The 15,207-nt window shown below is 66.4% G+C and carries 10 protein-coding genes, 3 rRNA genes and 1 pseudogene; 6 read left to right on the top strand and 8 right to left on the bottom strand.

Features of this window, described 5'->3' with window-relative positions; genetic code table 11:
- The first annotated feature begins 23 nt into the window (after positions 1-23).
- Positions 24-566: a hypothetical protein gene (locus BJ999_RS18360; RefSeq protein WP_179834425.1), complete on the top strand. Its 543-nt coding sequence runs from the start codon at positions 24-26 to the stop codon at positions 564-566.
- On the opposite strand, the gene murA is transcribed toward BJ999_RS18360, so the two are convergent.
- The 3 genes from murA to BJ999_RS18345 form a co-directional block, all read right to left on the bottom strand.
- Positions 563-1,864 carry a UDP-N-acetylglucosamine 1-carboxyvinyltransferase gene (gene murA, locus BJ999_RS18355; RefSeq protein WP_179834424.1) on the bottom strand — a complete coding sequence of 434 codons (1,302 nt, stop codon included), beginning with the start codon at positions 1,862-1,864 and terminating at the stop codon, positions 563-565. The genes BJ999_RS18360 and murA overlap by 4 nt on opposite strands.
- 85 nt (positions 1,865-1,949) lie before the next feature.
- On the bottom strand, positions 1,950-2,573 hold the full coding sequence (locus tag BJ999_RS18350) for a LysE family translocator (protein WP_179834423.1): 624 nt from the start codon (positions 2,571-2,573) through the stop codon (positions 1,950-1,952).
- A gap of 56 nt (positions 2,574-2,629) precedes the next feature.
- Entirely contained in the window at positions 2,630-3,655 is a 1,026-nt protein-coding gene (locus BJ999_RS18345; RefSeq protein ID WP_179834422.1) for a M4 family metallopeptidase, read from the bottom strand.
- 358 nt (positions 3,656-4,013) lie between these two features.
- Between BJ999_RS18345 and BJ999_RS43620 the strand changes: the two genes are divergently transcribed.
- The 4 genes and pseudogenes from BJ999_RS43620 (at position 4,014) to BJ999_RS18325 (ending at position 6,920) form a co-directional block, all read left to right on the top strand.
- The gene (locus BJ999_RS43620) at positions 4,014-5,036 is read left to right on the top strand and encodes a cytochrome P450 (RefSeq protein ID WP_179834421.1); all 1,023 of its coding nucleotides are present in this window, start codon (positions 4,014-4,016) and stop codon (positions 5,034-5,036) included.
- Between the two features lie 14 nt (positions 5,037-5,050).
- Positions 5,051-5,557, top strand: coding sequence for a tetratricopeptide repeat protein (locus BJ999_RS18335; RefSeq protein ID WP_179834420.1), 507 nt, complete (start codon positions 5,051-5,053; stop codon positions 5,555-5,557).
- 317 nt (positions 5,558-5,874) lie between these two features.
- Positions 5,875-6,067 (top strand): annotated as a pseudogene (locus BJ999_RS18330) (ISL3 family transposase); the annotation flags it as partial.
- Positions 6,068-6,344: 277 nt separating this feature from the next.
- Positions 6,345-6,920 (top strand): dihydrofolate reductase family protein, encoded by a 576-nt coding sequence (locus BJ999_RS18325; RefSeq protein WP_179834419.1) that lies wholly within the window; start codon positions 6,345-6,347, stop codon positions 6,918-6,920.
- Positions 6,921-6,974: 54 nt separating this feature from the next.
- Here BJ999_RS18325 and rrf read toward each other — a convergent pair.
- The 3 genes from rrf to BJ999_RS18310 form a co-directional block, all read right to left on the bottom strand.
- Positions 6,975-7,091, bottom strand: a 5S ribosomal RNA gene (rrf, locus tag BJ999_RS18320).
- A 156-nt stretch (positions 7,092-7,247) separates the two neighbouring features.
- A 23S ribosomal RNA gene (locus BJ999_RS18315) occupies positions 7,248-10,363 on the bottom strand.
- Positions 10,364-10,830: 467 nt separating this feature from the next.
- A 16S ribosomal RNA gene (locus tag BJ999_RS18310) occupies positions 10,831-12,349 on the bottom strand.
- Together the 16S, 23S and 5S rRNA genes form the textbook arrangement of a ribosomal RNA operon.
- 771 nt (positions 12,350-13,120) lie before the next feature.
- Here BJ999_RS18310 and BJ999_RS18305 point away from each other — a divergent pair.
- Positions 13,121-13,900 carry a hypothetical protein gene (locus BJ999_RS18305; protein WP_179834418.1) on the top strand — a complete coding sequence of 260 codons (780 nt, stop codon included), beginning with the start codon at positions 13,121-13,123 and terminating at the stop codon, positions 13,898-13,900.
- Here the strand turns inward: BJ999_RS18305 and BJ999_RS18300 are convergent.
- Positions 13,818-14,669 carry a putative RNA methyltransferase gene (locus tag BJ999_RS18300; RefSeq protein ID WP_229810688.1) on the bottom strand — a complete coding sequence of 284 codons (852 nt, stop codon included), beginning with the start codon at positions 14,667-14,669 and terminating at the stop codon, positions 13,818-13,820. The genes BJ999_RS18305 and BJ999_RS18300 overlap by 83 nt on opposite strands.
- Positions 14,670-14,766: 97 nt before the next feature.
- Entirely contained in the window at positions 14,767-15,120 is a 354-nt protein-coding gene (gene trxA, locus BJ999_RS18295; RefSeq protein WP_179834417.1) for a thioredoxin, read from the bottom strand.
- Positions 15,121-15,207 lie beyond the last annotated feature (87 nt).

Below are 15,207 nucleotides of genomic sequence, written 5' to 3'. Positions count from 1 at the left end.
GGGCACCGGCCTAGCCTGGCCGGATGGACGTGAGTTTCGAGCGGACGGGTGAACGCCGGTACGCCACCGTCGTCAGCCTCCCGGGCCGGCACCCGCGCCGGATGGATCCGGCCCCCGGTTACGACGACCACATCCCGCATGATCTCGTCCACTACCTGGTCGAGGCGGAGCTGGGCCTCACGTCCGGCGTGTTCGGACGCGCCGCGGCAGGGGGCGGCGGCGGCTTCAACGAGACGGTCGAGGAGCCCGGCGACCCGCGGCGGCGGGCCCGGGAGCAGCGCCGGTTGAAGAAGCGGGAGGCCTTCCTCAACCGGTCCGATCCCGGCGACATGGGAAGGTCGGAGCACCTGGCGGGCCTGTGCGATCTCGCCTGGCGCCGCCGCGCCGGGGCGCAGACCCCCGCGTGGGCCGAGCCCCGGCCGATCCCGCCCGAGGACAGGCCCGCGGTGGACCGCGTCCTGGCCCGGCTGGACGACATGGCTCCGCTCTGGCACGACCTGCCCGTCGGCGGGTCGCTCACCTTCACCTGGCCCCGGACGACCCCCGCCCCAGGCCGTCCGTCCTAGCCCGCCCGCAGGGACAGGCCCAGCGTCCGGAACTGCTCGACCGGACGGTGGTAGCCGCGCTCGATGTGGTGCACGCCCCGCAGCGTGGACGGCCCCTCCGCGACCGCCGCGGCCAGGACCGCCGAGAACCCGGCCCGGATGTCCGGCATGGTCACGTCGCCGCCCCGGAGCTTGGACACCCCGCGCACCACTGCCGAGTGCAGCGCGGCCGTGTCGTGGTACCGGCAGGCGGGACCGCCCAGGCACGTGTCGTAGACCTCGATCTCCGCGCCCATGCTCTGCAGCGCCGGGACGTAGGCGAGCCGGTTCTCGTACACGGTCTCGTGCAGCACCGACATGCCGTCCGCCTGGGTGAACAGCACCATCAGCGGCGTCTGCCAGTCGGTCGCGAACCCGGGGTGGGTGTCGGTCTGCACCGCCGAGGGGCGCAGGCCGCCGGGCGCGGAAGCCATGATCCAGTCATCGGTGATCTCGAACTCGGCGCCCATCCTGGTCAGCGTCGTGATGGCGGTGACGAGCCGGTCCTGCGGGATCCCGTGCACCCGCACCTCGCCCCCCGTCACCAGGCCCGCGACCAGGTAGGAGAACGCCTCGATCCGGTCCCCGCCCAGCCGCGTCTGCGCTCCGCTCAGCCGCTCGACGCCTTCCACGACGATGCGCCGGTCGGGGGCGAAGGAGATCCGCGCGCCCATCCGCTGCAGGAACAGCGCCAGCTCGGTGATCTCCGGCTCGGTCGCCGCGTTGCGGATGACGGTCTTCCCCTCGGCCCGCACCGCCGCCAGCAGCACCGTCTCGGTGGCGCCGACGCTCGGGTACGGCAGTTCGATGCGCGTCCCGACCAGGCGCGTGGCGTGCGCGTGGATCCCGTCGGAGGCGTGCGACACCTCGGCCCCGAACGCCCGCAGCGCCTCCACATGGAAGTCGACCGGCCGCCGCCCGATCGGGTCGCCCCCGACCAGCGGCACGAACGCCTCACCGGCCAGGTGCAGCAGCGGGCCCAGCATCAGGATCGGGATGCGGTTCAGGCCGGTGAACGCCTTGCCGACGCTCGGGTCGGACACCGGTCCCGGCACGACCGTCACCTCGCCGCCGGACCGCTCCACGGTCATCCCGACGTGCTCCAGCATCCCCGCCGTGATGCCGACCTCACCGACGTCCGGCGCGTTGCCGATCGTGCTCGGCCCGTCCCCGAGCATCGCCGCGACCATGTGCTTGCTGACCGCGTTCTTCGCCCCGCGCACGGTGACGTCTCCGCGAAGCGGCCCCGACGGCTCGATGTGCCACAGCTTCTCAGTCACCTGAGCAGCCTACGGCGTCCGGGACGGCGGCCCGCCGATTTCGCCTCAACCCCGGCGTCCCGGCCCGGTGAGGACGATCACCCGGTCAGGGCCGGTCGGCCAGCAGGTTCGCGGCGAAGCCGAGGAAGGCCACCCCGCTGAGCTGCTCCATCCGCCGCCGGAAGGACGGACGCCGCAGCCGCTCCCCCATGGCGGCGGCCGCGCCCGACACGACCCAGAACCAGAGGGCCAGCTCGGCCACGTCGATCGCGGTGAACAGGACCGTCGTGCCGAACACCGGCGCCCCGTGCGGCAGGAACTGCGGGACGAGGCTCATGTAGAAGACGCCCGCCTTGGGGTTCAGCAGGTTGGTCCCGATCCCGGCGCGGAAGGCCGCACGCCGCCCTGCGGCGACGACGGGCTCCGGTGGTCCGGCCTCGGCCTTCCTCCGGACGCGCCAGAGCGCCGTCGCCCCGAGCCACACCAGGTAGGCGGCACCGCAGACGCGCACCGCGGTGTACGCGACGTGCGAGGCGGTCAGCAGAGCGGTCAGTCCGGCCGCCGTGGCGAGCCCCCACACCGCGCATCCGGCCATGACGCCGAGCGCCGCGGCCAGCCCGCAGCGGCGTCCCTGTGCGACCGAGGTCCGCAGCACCAGAAACGTGTCAAGCCCCGGCGCCACGTTGACGATCATCGCCGCGAGGGCGAAGGCGAGTGCGGCCGTGATCATGAGCGAATGCTACGACACCCCTTACGGCCGCACCGCGACCCCCGACGATCACGCGGTCACAGGATGCCCCGTGCGGCGAACGCCTCCCGTGCGGCCCCCGCGGCCGTCGCGCCGTAGAGGCGCTGCGCCGCGGCGACGGTCGCCTCGGCTGCGGCCTTGAACGAGGTGTCCGGCGCGAACGCGAACTGCGCCTCGACGATCAGCGTGCTCGCCCGGGCGTCGCCGAGCGCCTGCCGGATGTCCCATAGGGCCCGCGACCAGATCTCGCCGTCGGCGTGGACCTCACCGGCCATGTCCTCGGGGTAGTGCTTCGTCCCGTCCAGTCTCCGCAGGCAGTGCGTGGGCCCGGACGTGTAGGACACCGAGTCCCAGTCGGCGACGCACGGCTCCGGGGTCCTGGACGGCGTGCCGGTCGCCCAACCGGTGACCGCCACCGCCAGGTAGTCGCCGAACGCCTCCCCGATCGCGCCCGACTCCAGGTTCGTCCCGAACCCGGCGACCTGGCCGTCCTGCACGGAGTGGCCGTACTCGTGAACGATCACCTCGGCGTCCTCGGCGTCGTCCACCCCGCCCTTGCCGAGCGTGATGTTCGCCTTGTCTCCGCGGAAGAAGGAGTTGTCACCGCCGTACTGGTTGATCCGCAACTCGATCTGCCGCTGGTTCACGGGGCGCAGAGCGGACCCGAACCCGAGGTGCTGCAGGTACCGCTGCGCGGTCGTCACCCAGTAGTAGCCCATCACCTGCTCGAACTGGTCGGAGTCGCGATGGTAGGCGGGCAGCGCGCCGGCATCGATCCGGGCGGCCTTGCCGGTCTCGCTCTTCACCCGCACGTACCGCCCGGTGAGCGAGCCCGACCCGTCGAGGTCGGTGAGGGTCACCTGCCGGTAGGCGGGCGCGAGGGCAGGGTAGTCGGCGTCCTTCGCGTCGGTGAGGGACTGGTCGCCGAGCTGCTGGACGGGATTGGGGTAGAAGACGGTCCCGGCGGCGGTCGCGCCGGAGTCCGCGGCGGATGCCGTCGGCAGCGCGGCCATCAGGGGGAACACCGCCACGGCCGCCAGGGCGAAACGTCGTGTGTTACGCATGGGCGGACGGTATGACCAGGTCCTCACCAGGGAACAGGTCCAATCCGCGCCGGGTCCAAGTCTGTCTGGCATCGCCCGTTCGCACCGCTGAACACTGGCGACGTTTGCGCTGGCGCTCGCGCCGGTGGCAGGAGTAGGACGGCCACCGGCAATCCAGACCCGGCCTATTCCGGCCCTCGCGGTGACCTGCGCACTTCCTGCGCCGGGGACGATCCGGACTGCCGGCCGCGTCGCTCCGACGAACGGACTCGGCACCGGCAGGAGGGCGGCCCCGACGTCCGATCTGCGATTCGGTGGCCGCGCCGGTGCGAGATGTGTGGGTTGGCACCGGCGCGACCGCGATCCCGACCGTGGCCGAGTGGTCCAATCCTGCCGCATCCCACGTTGCACACGGGTTGCACCGGCCCCATGTGTCGCCGGCGACCTGGTCGGCAACGCCTTCGCGCCCGCCCGCATCGACCGGTACCGGCCGGCGGTCGAGCGTCTCACCTCCCGGCTGCTCGACGCGCTCGTCCAGGCGGGCGATCCGGTCGAGGTCAACGAGCAACTCGCCCTGCCCCTCGCCCTCGGCGTCATCGGCGGCGCCATGGGCTTACCGGACGACGACCTGCCGCTGTTCAGGACGTGGGGCGACATGTTCCTGTCCACGGGCGCCGACCGCGCCGCCGAGAACGAGCGCGCGATGCTGGAGATGAGCGCCTACATGGCCGGACGCCTCGGCGGACTCATGGTGGACGCGGAACCCCGCCCTGAGGAAGGCGGCCTGCTCACCGTGATCGCCGGGAACGCCGTCCGCCGGCGGACCAGCCTGGAGGAGACGGCGCTCCTGGCCGCCGGTCTCGTCATCGCGGGACGAGAGACCACCGCCGCCGCGATCGCGGGCTTCCTGTTCCGGCTGCCTACCACCAGAAAAGACGGCGGCGAGACTCTCTACCGGCTTCTCGTGGCACATCCCCACCACATCCCCCGTGCAGTCGAGGAGCTGCTGCGCACCACTCCCGGCACCGCCTTCGAATCCGCGCAGCCGCGCCGGGCCGTACGTGCGGTGGAACTCGGAGGCGTTCGACTGCGGGAGGGCGACCTGGTGATTCCGGCGATCGACCGCGCCAACCGCGACCCGGACGTGTTCGAGGAACCCGAGCACGTCGACTTCCAGCGCACCCGGAACTCCCACCTCGCCTTCGGAAGCGGCCCCCATGCCTGCCTGGGCGCCCCGCTGGCCCGGCTGGAGCCGGCCGTCGTCCTGCGCGAGCTCACCCGTCGCTTCCCGGACACGCGGCTGCATCATGCGCCGCACGACGTCGTCTGGAACACCGTCACTTCGATCCGGCACCCGGCCGCGCTCTGGCTCGACCTCGCCTCCTCGGAACGGGCCCGGTGACTATGCTGACGATCATGATCAACCCCGCGCCCGACTGGGAACAGCGAATGGCCGACCTCTGGGGCAATTTCGACGACCACGATCCCGGGGATTTCCTCAGGAAGGTGGAAGCCCTGACCGCCGAGCTTCCGCCCGGCAACGCCGTCGGCGAGTACGAGCTGGCGTCCGCGCACGACTCGATCGGCAACGAGGCCGAGGCCGCCGACCACTACCGGCGGGCCTTCGCCGCGGGACTCCCCGAAGCGCGGCGCAGGCAGGCCACGATCCAGTACGCCAGCACGCTCCGGAACCTCGGCCGCGCCGAGGAGAGCGTCGCCCTCCTGACCGCGGAACGTGAGGCAGGCTCGGACGAACTCGACGACGCCGTCACCGCGTTCCTCGCGCTCGCGCTCACCGACGTCGGACGCGAACGCGAGGCGACCGGCCTCGCACTGGGCGCCCTGTCCCGCCATCTCCCCCGCTACAACCGCTCGCTCTCCAACTACGCGAAAGCCCTGACGCAGGACGGCCCCGCCGACTAGCGCTCTCCGCGCAGCCCTCGTCGCGCTTCGCGCGAACCCGCCGGACCCCTAGAGCAGCGGGTCGACATCGCGTGCGTAGCTCCGCGCGCGGTCGGGGTACTGGTGCGGCCGAGATGGCGCCGGGCCGGTCGTGGTCACCGGGCTGGCAGAACACCCCGCCGAAACTCTCGGGGTCCCGATGGGTTGGGCGTTCGGCTGTCAGCCACCGATTAGGTCGCGGTCACGTGAGCCCGATCCAGCGAGGCGCCGCGAAGCGAGGCGGACGAGCCGCGAGCCGACAGGCTCGGGCTGCTGATCCCCTGTCGGCGCTCTTCTAGAACACGAGCCGGGTGGCCGAACCGCGAGACCTGCTGCCATGGCCCGCTCTGCGCTGGGCCTTCGAAGCCATCGTGTGCCGGCATCTCACGATCGCGAGTCGCCGAGGCGCTGGCCGTGTCATGGAACACCGCGAACGACGCGGTGCCGGCCGAGGGTCGCCCCGTACTGATCAGCGACTCGCATCGTCTCGACACCGGCGTCCCGCTTGCTGCGGACCGACCGAAGCGATCAACGGCCGCCTCGAACACCTACGCGGCTCCGCGCTGGGCTTCCGCAAACCTCGCCAACGACATCGCAGGGTCACCTGAGGCAGGCAGGCTCGGACCACAACCGCTCCCTCAAATCGGATGGGCCCGGAAAGTTTCTAAAGAAGTCTGGGAGGTGTGTCGGGTTGGGGTGGTGGTGTTCGTAGCAGGGGTGAGGCCGCCGCAGGGCGCGGCGCGACCAGTTTTTCTCCTGAGGAGTCACCGTGACTGCCACCTACACCTTCGACATCTTCTCCACGCTGGACGGTTTCGCCAACCACGACGGCGACTGGGGCGGTTACTGGGGCAAACAGGGCCCCGAGTTCCTCGAGCACCGCGCCGCCGCCTTCCGCGACCCGCTGCGCATGGTGCTGGGGGCCACCACCTACACCTCCAACGCGCCGTTCCTGGCCCCGGGCTTTGACCGCGGCCTGTTCGACGGGTGGATCACGCGGATGTTCGAGTCCCCGGTCACGGTGCTGTCCAGCCGGCTGACCGAGCCGCTCGACTGGCCGGACACCACCATCGAGTCCGGCGATCCCGTCGAGGTGGTCACGCGCCTCAAGGCCGAGTCCGACGTGCCGCTGCGCTCCCACGGCAGCCTGAAGCTCAACCGGGCGCTGCTGAACGCCGGCCTGATCGACGCCATCGAGGTGACGGTCTTCCCAGTGATCTCCGGAAAGACCGGCGTGGACCGCGTCTTCGACGGCGCCGACGACTTCGACCTGGAACTCCTCCAGGCCCGGACCTTCGACCGCCACACGCAGGTCCTGACCTACCGGCCGACCCGCCACGGCTGATCGACCAAATGAGAAAGGCCCCGCCGGTAACGGCGGGGCCTTTCTGCAATATATGTCCGGCGGCGTCCTACTCTCCCACACGGTCTCCCATGCAGTACCATCGGCGCTGAAGGGCTTAACTTCCGGGTTCGGGATGGGACCGGGTGTTTCCCCCTCGCCAAAACCACCGAACGTCTCAACGCACCACCCAACCTGGGTGGGCAAATCCACGTCCGAGCCATCGGCTCGACATTCAATTAAGTTAAGTCTAACGGGTTCCCGGTTGTTTTCTGGGAACCACACAGGGACGCGAACATCTCTCGCAGCAATTCACTCTGAACGTTCAGTGTGTTCAAGCCACTCGGCCTATTAGTACCGGTCGACTCCACACGTTACCGCGCTTCCATCTCCGGCCTATCAACCCGGTCGTCTACCGGGGGCCTTACACCCCTTTAACAGGGTGGGAGAACTCATCTCGAGGAAGGCTTCCCGCTTAGATGCTTTCAGCGGTTATCCCGACCGAACGTAGCCAACCAGCCGTGCCCCTGGCGGGACAACTGGCACACCAGAGGTTCGTCCGTCCCGGTCCTCTCGTACTAGGGACAGACCCTCACAATTCTCCTACGCGCACAGCGGATAGGGACCGAACTGTCTCGCGACGTTCTAAACCCAGCTCGCGTGCCGCTTTAATGGGCGAACAGCCCAACCCTTGGGACCTACTCCAGCCCCAGGATGCGACGAGCCGACATCGAGGTGCCAAACCATCCCGTCGATATGGACTCTTGGGGAAGATCAGCCTGTTATCCCCGGGGTACCTTTTAGCCGTTGAGCGACACCACTTCCACACGTAGGTGCCGGATCACTAGGCCCTGCTTTCGCACCTGCTCGACACGTCCGTCTCACAGTCAAGCTCCCTTGTGCCCTTGCACTCGCCACCTGATTGCCAACCAGGCTGAGGGAACCTTTGGGCGCCTCCGTTACATTTTGGGAGGCAACCGCCCCAGTTAAACTACCCACCAGGCACTGTCCCCCACCCGGATACACGGGTGCGGGTTAGACGCTCAAAACGACCAGAGTGGTATTTCACCAACGACTCCACCCAAACTGGCGTCTGGGCTTCACAGTCTCCCACCTATCCTACACAAGACGCTCCAAGCGCCAATGCCAAGCTATAGTGAAGGTCCCGGGGTCTTTCCGTCCTGCTGCGCGAAACGAGCATCTTTACTCGTACTGCAATTTCGCCGGGCCTGTGGTTGAGACAGCGGGGAAGTCGTTACGCCATTCGTGCAGGTCGGAACTTACCCGACAAGGAATTTCGCTACCTTAGGATGGTTATAGTTACCACCGCCGTTTACCGGCGCTTAGATTCTCAGCTTCGAAGGAACAAGTCCCCCTAACCGGTCCTCTTAACGTTCCGGCACCGGGCAGGCGTCAGTCCGTATACAGCGTCTTACGACTTCGCACGGACCTGTGTTTTTAGTAAACAGTCGCTTCCCCCTGGCCTCTGCGACCCCACCCAGCTCAGACAGCAAATGCCATCACCAGGCGAGGTCCCCCTTCTCCCAAAGTTACGGGGGCAATTTGCCGAGTTCCTTAACCACAGTTCACCCGATCGCCTTGGTATTCTCTACCTGACCACCTGAGTCGGTTTGGGGTACGGGCCGCCGGTACACTCGCTAGAGGCTTTTCTCGGCAGCATGGGATCACTCACTTCACCTAAAACGGCTCGGCATCAGCTCTCAGGATACGTGAGAGACGGATTTACCTATCTCTCTCCCTACAGCCTTACCCCGGGACAACCATCGCCCGGGCTGAGCTACCCTCCTGCGTCACCCCATCACTCACCTACTACCCCCTCGGGCCCCACGCTCCCCACCCAACAGACCCGAAGGCCCAAAGGATGGTTCAGGTGGTTAGCATCAGAGGATTCAGCGTTGGCGCATACCAGCGGGTACGGGAATATCAACCCGTTGTCCATCGACTACGCCTGTCGGCCTCGCCTTAGGTCCCGACTTACCCTGGGCGGATTAGCCTGCCCCAGGAACCCTTGGTCATCCGGCGCACACGTTTCTCACGTGTGATTCGCTACTCATGCCTGCATTCTCACTCCCGCACCCTCCACCCCTGGGTCACCCCGAGGCTTCACCGGATACAGGACGCTCCCCTACCCATCAACACATACGTGTCAATGCCACGGCTTCGGCGGTGTGCTTGAGCCCCGCTACATTGTCGGCGCGGAATCACTTGACCAGTGAGCTATTACGCACTCTTTCAAGGGTGGCTGCTTCTAAGCCAACCTCCTGGTTGTCACAGCAACTCCACATCCTTTCCCACTTAGCACACGCTTAGGGGCCTTAGCCGATGATCTGGGCTGTTTCCCTCTCGACTACGAAGCTTATCCCCCGCAGTCTCACTGCCGCGCTCTCACTTACCGGCATTCGGAGTTTGGCTGACGTCAGTAACCTGGTAGGGCCCATCAGCCATCCAGTAGCTCTACCTCCGGCAAGAAACACGCGACGCTGCACCTAAATGCATTTCGGGGAGAACCAGCTATCACGGAGTTTGATTGGCCTTTCACCCCTAACCACAGGTCATCCCCCAGGTTTTCAACCCTGGTGGGTTCGGGCCTCCACACCGTCTTACCGGCGCTTCACCCTGCCCATGGCTAGATCACTCCGCTTCGGGTCTACAGCATGCGACTAAAAACGCCCTATTCAGACTCGCTTTCGCTACGGCTACCCGACACCGGTTAACCTCGCCACACACCATAACTCGCAGGCTCATTCTTCAAAAGGCACGCCATCACCAACAACAAGGAACAAGTCCCTCACTGAGGAGGCTCTGACGGCTTGTAGGCACACGGTTTCAGGTACTATTTCACGACCCCTCACCGGGGCACTTTTCACCTTTCCCTCACGGTACTGGTCCGCTATCGGTCATCAGGAAGTATTCAGCCTTACCACGTGGTCGTGGCAGATTCACACGGGATTTCACGGGCCCCGTGCTACTCGGGAACACACCCAGAAGCCACTCGAATTTCGTCTACCGGACTCTCACCGTCTACGGTCGGCCATCCCAAGCCATTCGACTATCCCAGCGGTTTATAACTCCTCGGCCCAGCGGCAGCTGGACCAGGGTGGTCCCACAACCCCGCACACGCAACGCCTGCCGGCTATCACACGCGCACGGTTTAGGCTCCTCCGCTTTCGCTCACCACTACTCACGGAATCACTATTGTTTTCTCTTCCTGCGGGTACTGAGATGTTTCACTTCCCCGCGTTCCCACCAACCTGCCTATACATTCAGCAGGCGGCGACACCCCATGACGGGTGCCAGGTTTCCCCATTCGGAAATCCCCGGATCAAAGTCTGGTTGCCGACTCCCCGAGGCATATCGCAGGCTCCCACGTCCTTCATCGGCTCCTGATGCCAAGGCATCCACCGTATGCCCTTAAAAACTTGAACACACAAAACGATCAGAACAAATCGCAGATAAACAACAAAAACAACCCTCAAAGAACCCTCACCAAAAGGCAGGTCCCTCTCCAGGCGGCTCTCATCATCTACCAGAGATGCTCGCGTCCACTGTGCAGTTCTCAAAAAACAACCGGGCCCACCAAAACCACACCACCCGAAGATGATGCGGTCCTGGTCCCGTAGTCCGAGGTCACCCGAGCTCGCGCCCGTTCCCTCAGGACCCAACAGCGTGTCCACCAGACCAACCACCCGAACCCGCCGTTCCCATTCCCTCCAGCCGAAGCTGCAGGACGGTACTAGCCGGGCCGCATGAGCGGCCTAGTGAATAACCAGTGCTCCACATCTATGAGCAGCCACCTGACAGACATTCGCTGTCAACGGCGGCCACCGACCTGCGCACCCAGGAGGTCTCTGAAGAGTCCCCAGGTCAACGCAGGCCAGTTGATGCTCCTTAGAAAGGAGGTGATCCAGCCGCACCTTCCGGTACGGCTACCTTGTTACGACTTCGTCCCAATCGCCGGCCCCACCTTCGACCGCTCCCCCCACAAAGTGGTTGGGCCACGGGCTTCGGGTGTTGCCGACTTTCGTGACGTGACGGGCGGTGTGTACAAGGCCCGGGAACGTATTCACCGCAGCGTTGCTGATCTGCGATTACTAGCGACTCCGACTTCACGAAGTCGAGTTGCAGACTTCGATCCGAACTGAGACCGGCTTTAAGGGATTCGCTCCACCTCACGGTATCGCAGCCCTCTGTACCGGCCATTGTAGCATGTTTGCAGCCCAAGACATAAGGGGCATGATGACTTGACGTCATCCCCACCTTCCTCCGAGTTGACCCCGGCGGTCTCCCATGAGTCCCCACCCGAAGTGCTGGCAACATGGAACGAGGGTTGCGCTCGTTGCGGGACTTAACCCAACATCTCACGACACGAGCTGACGACAGCCATGCACCACCTGTCACCGGCCCAAAAAGGACCCACCATCTCTGATGGTTTTCCGGCAATGTCAAGCCTTGGTAAGGTTCTTCGCGTTGCGTCGAATTAAGCAACATGCTCCGCCGCTTGTGCGGGCCCCCGTCAATTCCTTTGAGTTTTAGCCTTGCGGCCGTACTCCCCAGGCGGGGCGCTTAATGCGTTAGCTGCGGCGCGGAATCCGTGGAAGGACCCCACACCTAGCGCCCAACGTTTACGGCGTGGACTACCAGGGTATCTAATCCTGTTCGCTCCCCACGCTTTCGCTCCTCAGCGTCAGTACAGGCCCAGAGAACCGCCTTCGCCACCGGTGTTCCTCCCGATATCTGCGCATTTCACCGCTACACCGGGAATTCCATTCTCCCCTACCTGCCTCTAGTCTGCCCGTATCCACCGCAGACCCACGGTTAAGCCGTGGGCTTTCACGACAGACGCGACAAACCGCCTACGAGCTCTTTACGCCCAATAATTCCGGACAACGCTTGCGCCCTACGTATTACCGCGGCTGCTGGCACGTAGTTAGCCGGCGCTTCTTCTGCAGGTACCGTCACGTTAGCTTCGTCCCTGCTGAAAGAGGTTTACAACCCGAAGGCCGTCATCCCTCACGCGGCGTCGCTGCGTCAGGCTTCCGCCCATTGCGCAATATTCCCCACTGCTGCCTCCCGTAGGAGTCTGGGCCGTGTCTCAGTCCCAGTGTGACCGGTCGCCCTCTCAGGCCGGTTACCCGTCGTCGCCTTGGTAGGCCATCACCCCACCAACAAGCTGATAGGCCGCGAGCCCATCCCCAACCGAAAAACTTTCCACCACCCGATCATGCGATCAGTGGTTACATCCGGTATTAGACCCAGTTTCCCGGGCTTATCCCAAAGTCAGGGGCAGGTTGCTCACGTGTTACTCACCCGTTCGCCGCTCGAGTACCCCCGAAGGGGCCTTTCCGCTCGACTTGCATGTGTTAAGCACGCCGCCAGCGTTCGTCCTGAGCCAGGATCAAACTCTCCATCAAGGTCACACGACCAACCAGGGGGCGAACCCCGACCGGCCAAACCTCAGGAAACAATCCCAGCATCACCATCCCCCACAAAGAGGGACAGCATTGCCTCAAAGAAATCCCCACCACCCCCGAAGAGATGGCACGGGGCGACCCGGCCGTTGAAGACCGAGCCGATAAAGGCACTGGCTTTTAACACGCTGTTGAGTTCTCAAGAAACGGACACCCACCGCGCCGAACCCCGCTCCCGCGGTCCCCGGCTCCGGGGCAACCCTGCTAACTTACCAGATCCATCTCCGGTGTCAAGCCGATCTACGAAGATCTTTTTGACGAGTCGAAGGTGATCCAGTCCCCCACGCGACGACACGACCAAGTCGAAGACTCAGAAAGATCGTTCCGTGGGAGGCGCCCTGCGGGCCGGCCACCTTGCGGCGTCCTGCATCCCGTTGAAGGCTGTGAAGCCATCCTACATCGGTCCGAGCGATGCTCGAACCAGTTTCAGCGGCTTGCTTCCCCAGGGCCGGCCGCCTCTCGGCGTCCGCGTCCCCTTGGGGCGAGCAAGACATTAAGACGCCCCGCCGGGACCGTCAAATCGCGGGCCCGCACACCCGCCGCCACTTGTCACCCGTGCACACCTTCAGGCGCGCTGACCTCGCATTTCACGCACTACGTGCTTCGGGTCACAGTGGGGTACCGTGCCCTGACCGCTCTCCCCGCGGCGGACCGTCTCACGGGGCGGGCGGTGGGCTCCCGGGTCGTTTGTCACCCGAGGTCTGGAGGAACGCCGTGAATGTGCCCGCCGCCGTCCGCGCTTCGGCGGAGCGTCTCGTGGTCGCCGCGACGATGGGGCCCACGGTCCATGACGTGCACGCCTGGCGGTTCAAGGTCGTCTCCGGCCTGATCGAGGTGCACGCGGACCCGGACAGGTATCGGCCGAGGCACGACCCGGCGGGGCGCGGCCTCCATCTCAGCAGCGGCGCCGCACTGGTGAACCTGCGCCTGGCGGCCGCGCAACTCGGTCACGAGGCCGTCGTGCGGCTGCTCCCCGATCCCGGACGTCCATCCGTCCTCGCGTCGGTGCGCCTGGCCGGACGGCACCGCATCACCCGCGAGGAGCGGCTTCTCTACGCTGCGACGCTCCGGCCCTTCCGCGCCGGTCCACCGCCCGCGGGCGCCTGTCCTCCTTCGCCTGTGATCGACGAGCTGGCCGGGGAGGCGAGGCTGGAAGGAGCGACGCTTCGTCGGCTTCCCCACGCGCCTCACTCGGCGGGGCAGCAGGCGGTGCTGACCACGCGAGGGGACTCCCCTGCCGAATGGCTTCGCGCGGGCCAGGCTCTCCAGCGTCTCCTGCTGTGCGCCTCGGCCCGCTCGCTCGCCGCGTCGTTCCTCTACGAGACGGTTGCCGTGCCGGGCGTCGAAGAGGTCACGGAGCCAGGCGAGACCCCCCAGGTGCTGCTGGAGATCACGCAGGCCGGGGACGCGCCTATTCCAGCCGCCGGTACGTGGACAGGACGAACGACAGCGGCGCGGACAGCGGCTCGGGCAGCCTTTCCAGCCGTTCCCTGAGACGCTCCGGCGGAACGTGGTGCGCGCTCGGCCCCATGCCGACGAGTGTGATCACCTCGCCGTGCGTCAGGACGGTCTCGGTTTCGAGCTCCTGGCGCGAGTCCAGCTTGAAGTAGCCGGAGAGCGCGGTGTCCATGCGCTCGGTCTTGGCCTTGTCGATCGAGAGCAGGCCGAGGGGCTCCACGAGCGTCCCGAGGTGCCGGGGCGACGGAGTCACCGTGAACAGCAGACCGTCGTCTCGCAGTACACGGTGGAACTCGGTCGCGTTGCGCGGGGCGAACACGTTGACGACGGTGTCGGCCGCGCCGTCGCGCAGCGGGAACGGGCGCCAGAGGTCCGCGACCACGGCGCCGCAGCGCGGATGCGCCTTCGCGGCACGCCGGGCGGCGTGCTTGGAGATGTCCAGGGCGAGGCCGGCGGCGTCCGGCACTCGGTCGAGGATGCGGCTGAGGTAGTGCCCGGTTCCGGCGCCCGCGTCCATGACGAAGGCGGGGTCGGCACGAGAAACGTTCCAGGCGAGCCGGTCCGCGAGAGCCGCGAAGTGACCGGCCGTCAGGAACTCGTCTCTCGCGCGGACCATCTCCGGTGTGTCGGCCGTGCCCGGACGGGCATTGCCCGGCAGAAGATTCGCGTACCCCTGTCGCGCGATGTCGAAAGCATGCCCCCCAGAGCAGACCAGGCGGCGGTCGGCCAGTTCGAGGTCGGCTCCGCACACGGGGCACACCAGGTATCGGACGACATCGGCGAGCATCCGTCCATCATCGACCATGCCGGCAGGGGAAGGGGCGGCGCCGTCCGCTTCTTTGCCCTCTCGCCTCCCCGGCGCCCGCCGGGCGCCTCGTCCGCGCAACCTGGCAGGCGGCAGGTCAGGCCTTCGCGCGCCGGCGGACGTCCTCCATGTCGAGGCCGCGGACCTGCTCGATCACGTTCTCCAGCACCGACTCGGGCAGCGCGCCCGGCTCGGCGAACACGATCATCCCGTCGCGGATCGCCATCAGCGTCGGGATGGACCTGATGCCGAACCGCTCCGACAACTCGGCCTCGGCGTCGGTGTCCACCTTGCCGAAGACGATGTCCTCGTGCTTGTCCGCCGACCGCTCGAACACGGGGGCGAACCTCTTGCACGGCCCGCACCACTCCGCCCAGAAGTCGACCAGCACGATGCCGTCGCCCTGAGCCAGCTCGTCGAAGTTCTCAGCGGTCAGTGTGACCGTCGCCATGTCGGTTTCTCCTCAGTCGGGGTATCACGACGTAGAGCGGCTTACGGCCTCGCAGTATTCCCCACCCGGGAATCACAGAGCGGTAAT

The organism is Actinomadura citrea (genome assembly GCF_013409045.1).
GTDB lineage: Bacteria > Actinomycetota > Actinomycetes > Streptosporangiales > Streptosporangiaceae > Spirillospora > Spirillospora citrea.
The sequence above is the reverse complement of the archived record's forward strand: the minus strand, read 5'-3'. Positions and strand labels throughout refer to the sequence as shown.

Coding starts and splice junctions, on each gene's coding strand:
- BJ999_RS18360 (WP_179834425.1), top strand. CDS start 24: ATGGACGTGAGTTTCGAGCGGACGGGTGAACGCCGGTACGCCACCGTC.
- BJ999_RS18345 (WP_179834422.1), bottom strand. CDS start 3,655: ATGCGTAACACACGACGTTTCGCCCTGGCGGCCGTGGCGGTGTTCCCC.
- BJ999_RS18335 (WP_179834420.1), top strand. CDS start 5,051: ATGATCAACCCCGCGCCCGACTGGGAACAGCGAATGGCCGACCTCTGG.
- BJ999_RS18300 (WP_229810688.1), bottom strand. CDS start 14,669: ATGGTCGATGATGGACGGATGCTCGCCGATGTCGTCCGATACCTGGTG.
- trxA (WP_179834417.1), bottom strand. CDS start 15,120: ATGGCGACGGTCACACTGACCGCTGAGAACTTCGACGAGCTGGCTCAG.
- BJ999_RS18350 (WP_179834423.1), bottom strand. CDS start 2,573: ATGATCACGGCCGCACTCGCCTTCGCCCTCGCGGCGATGATCGTCAAC.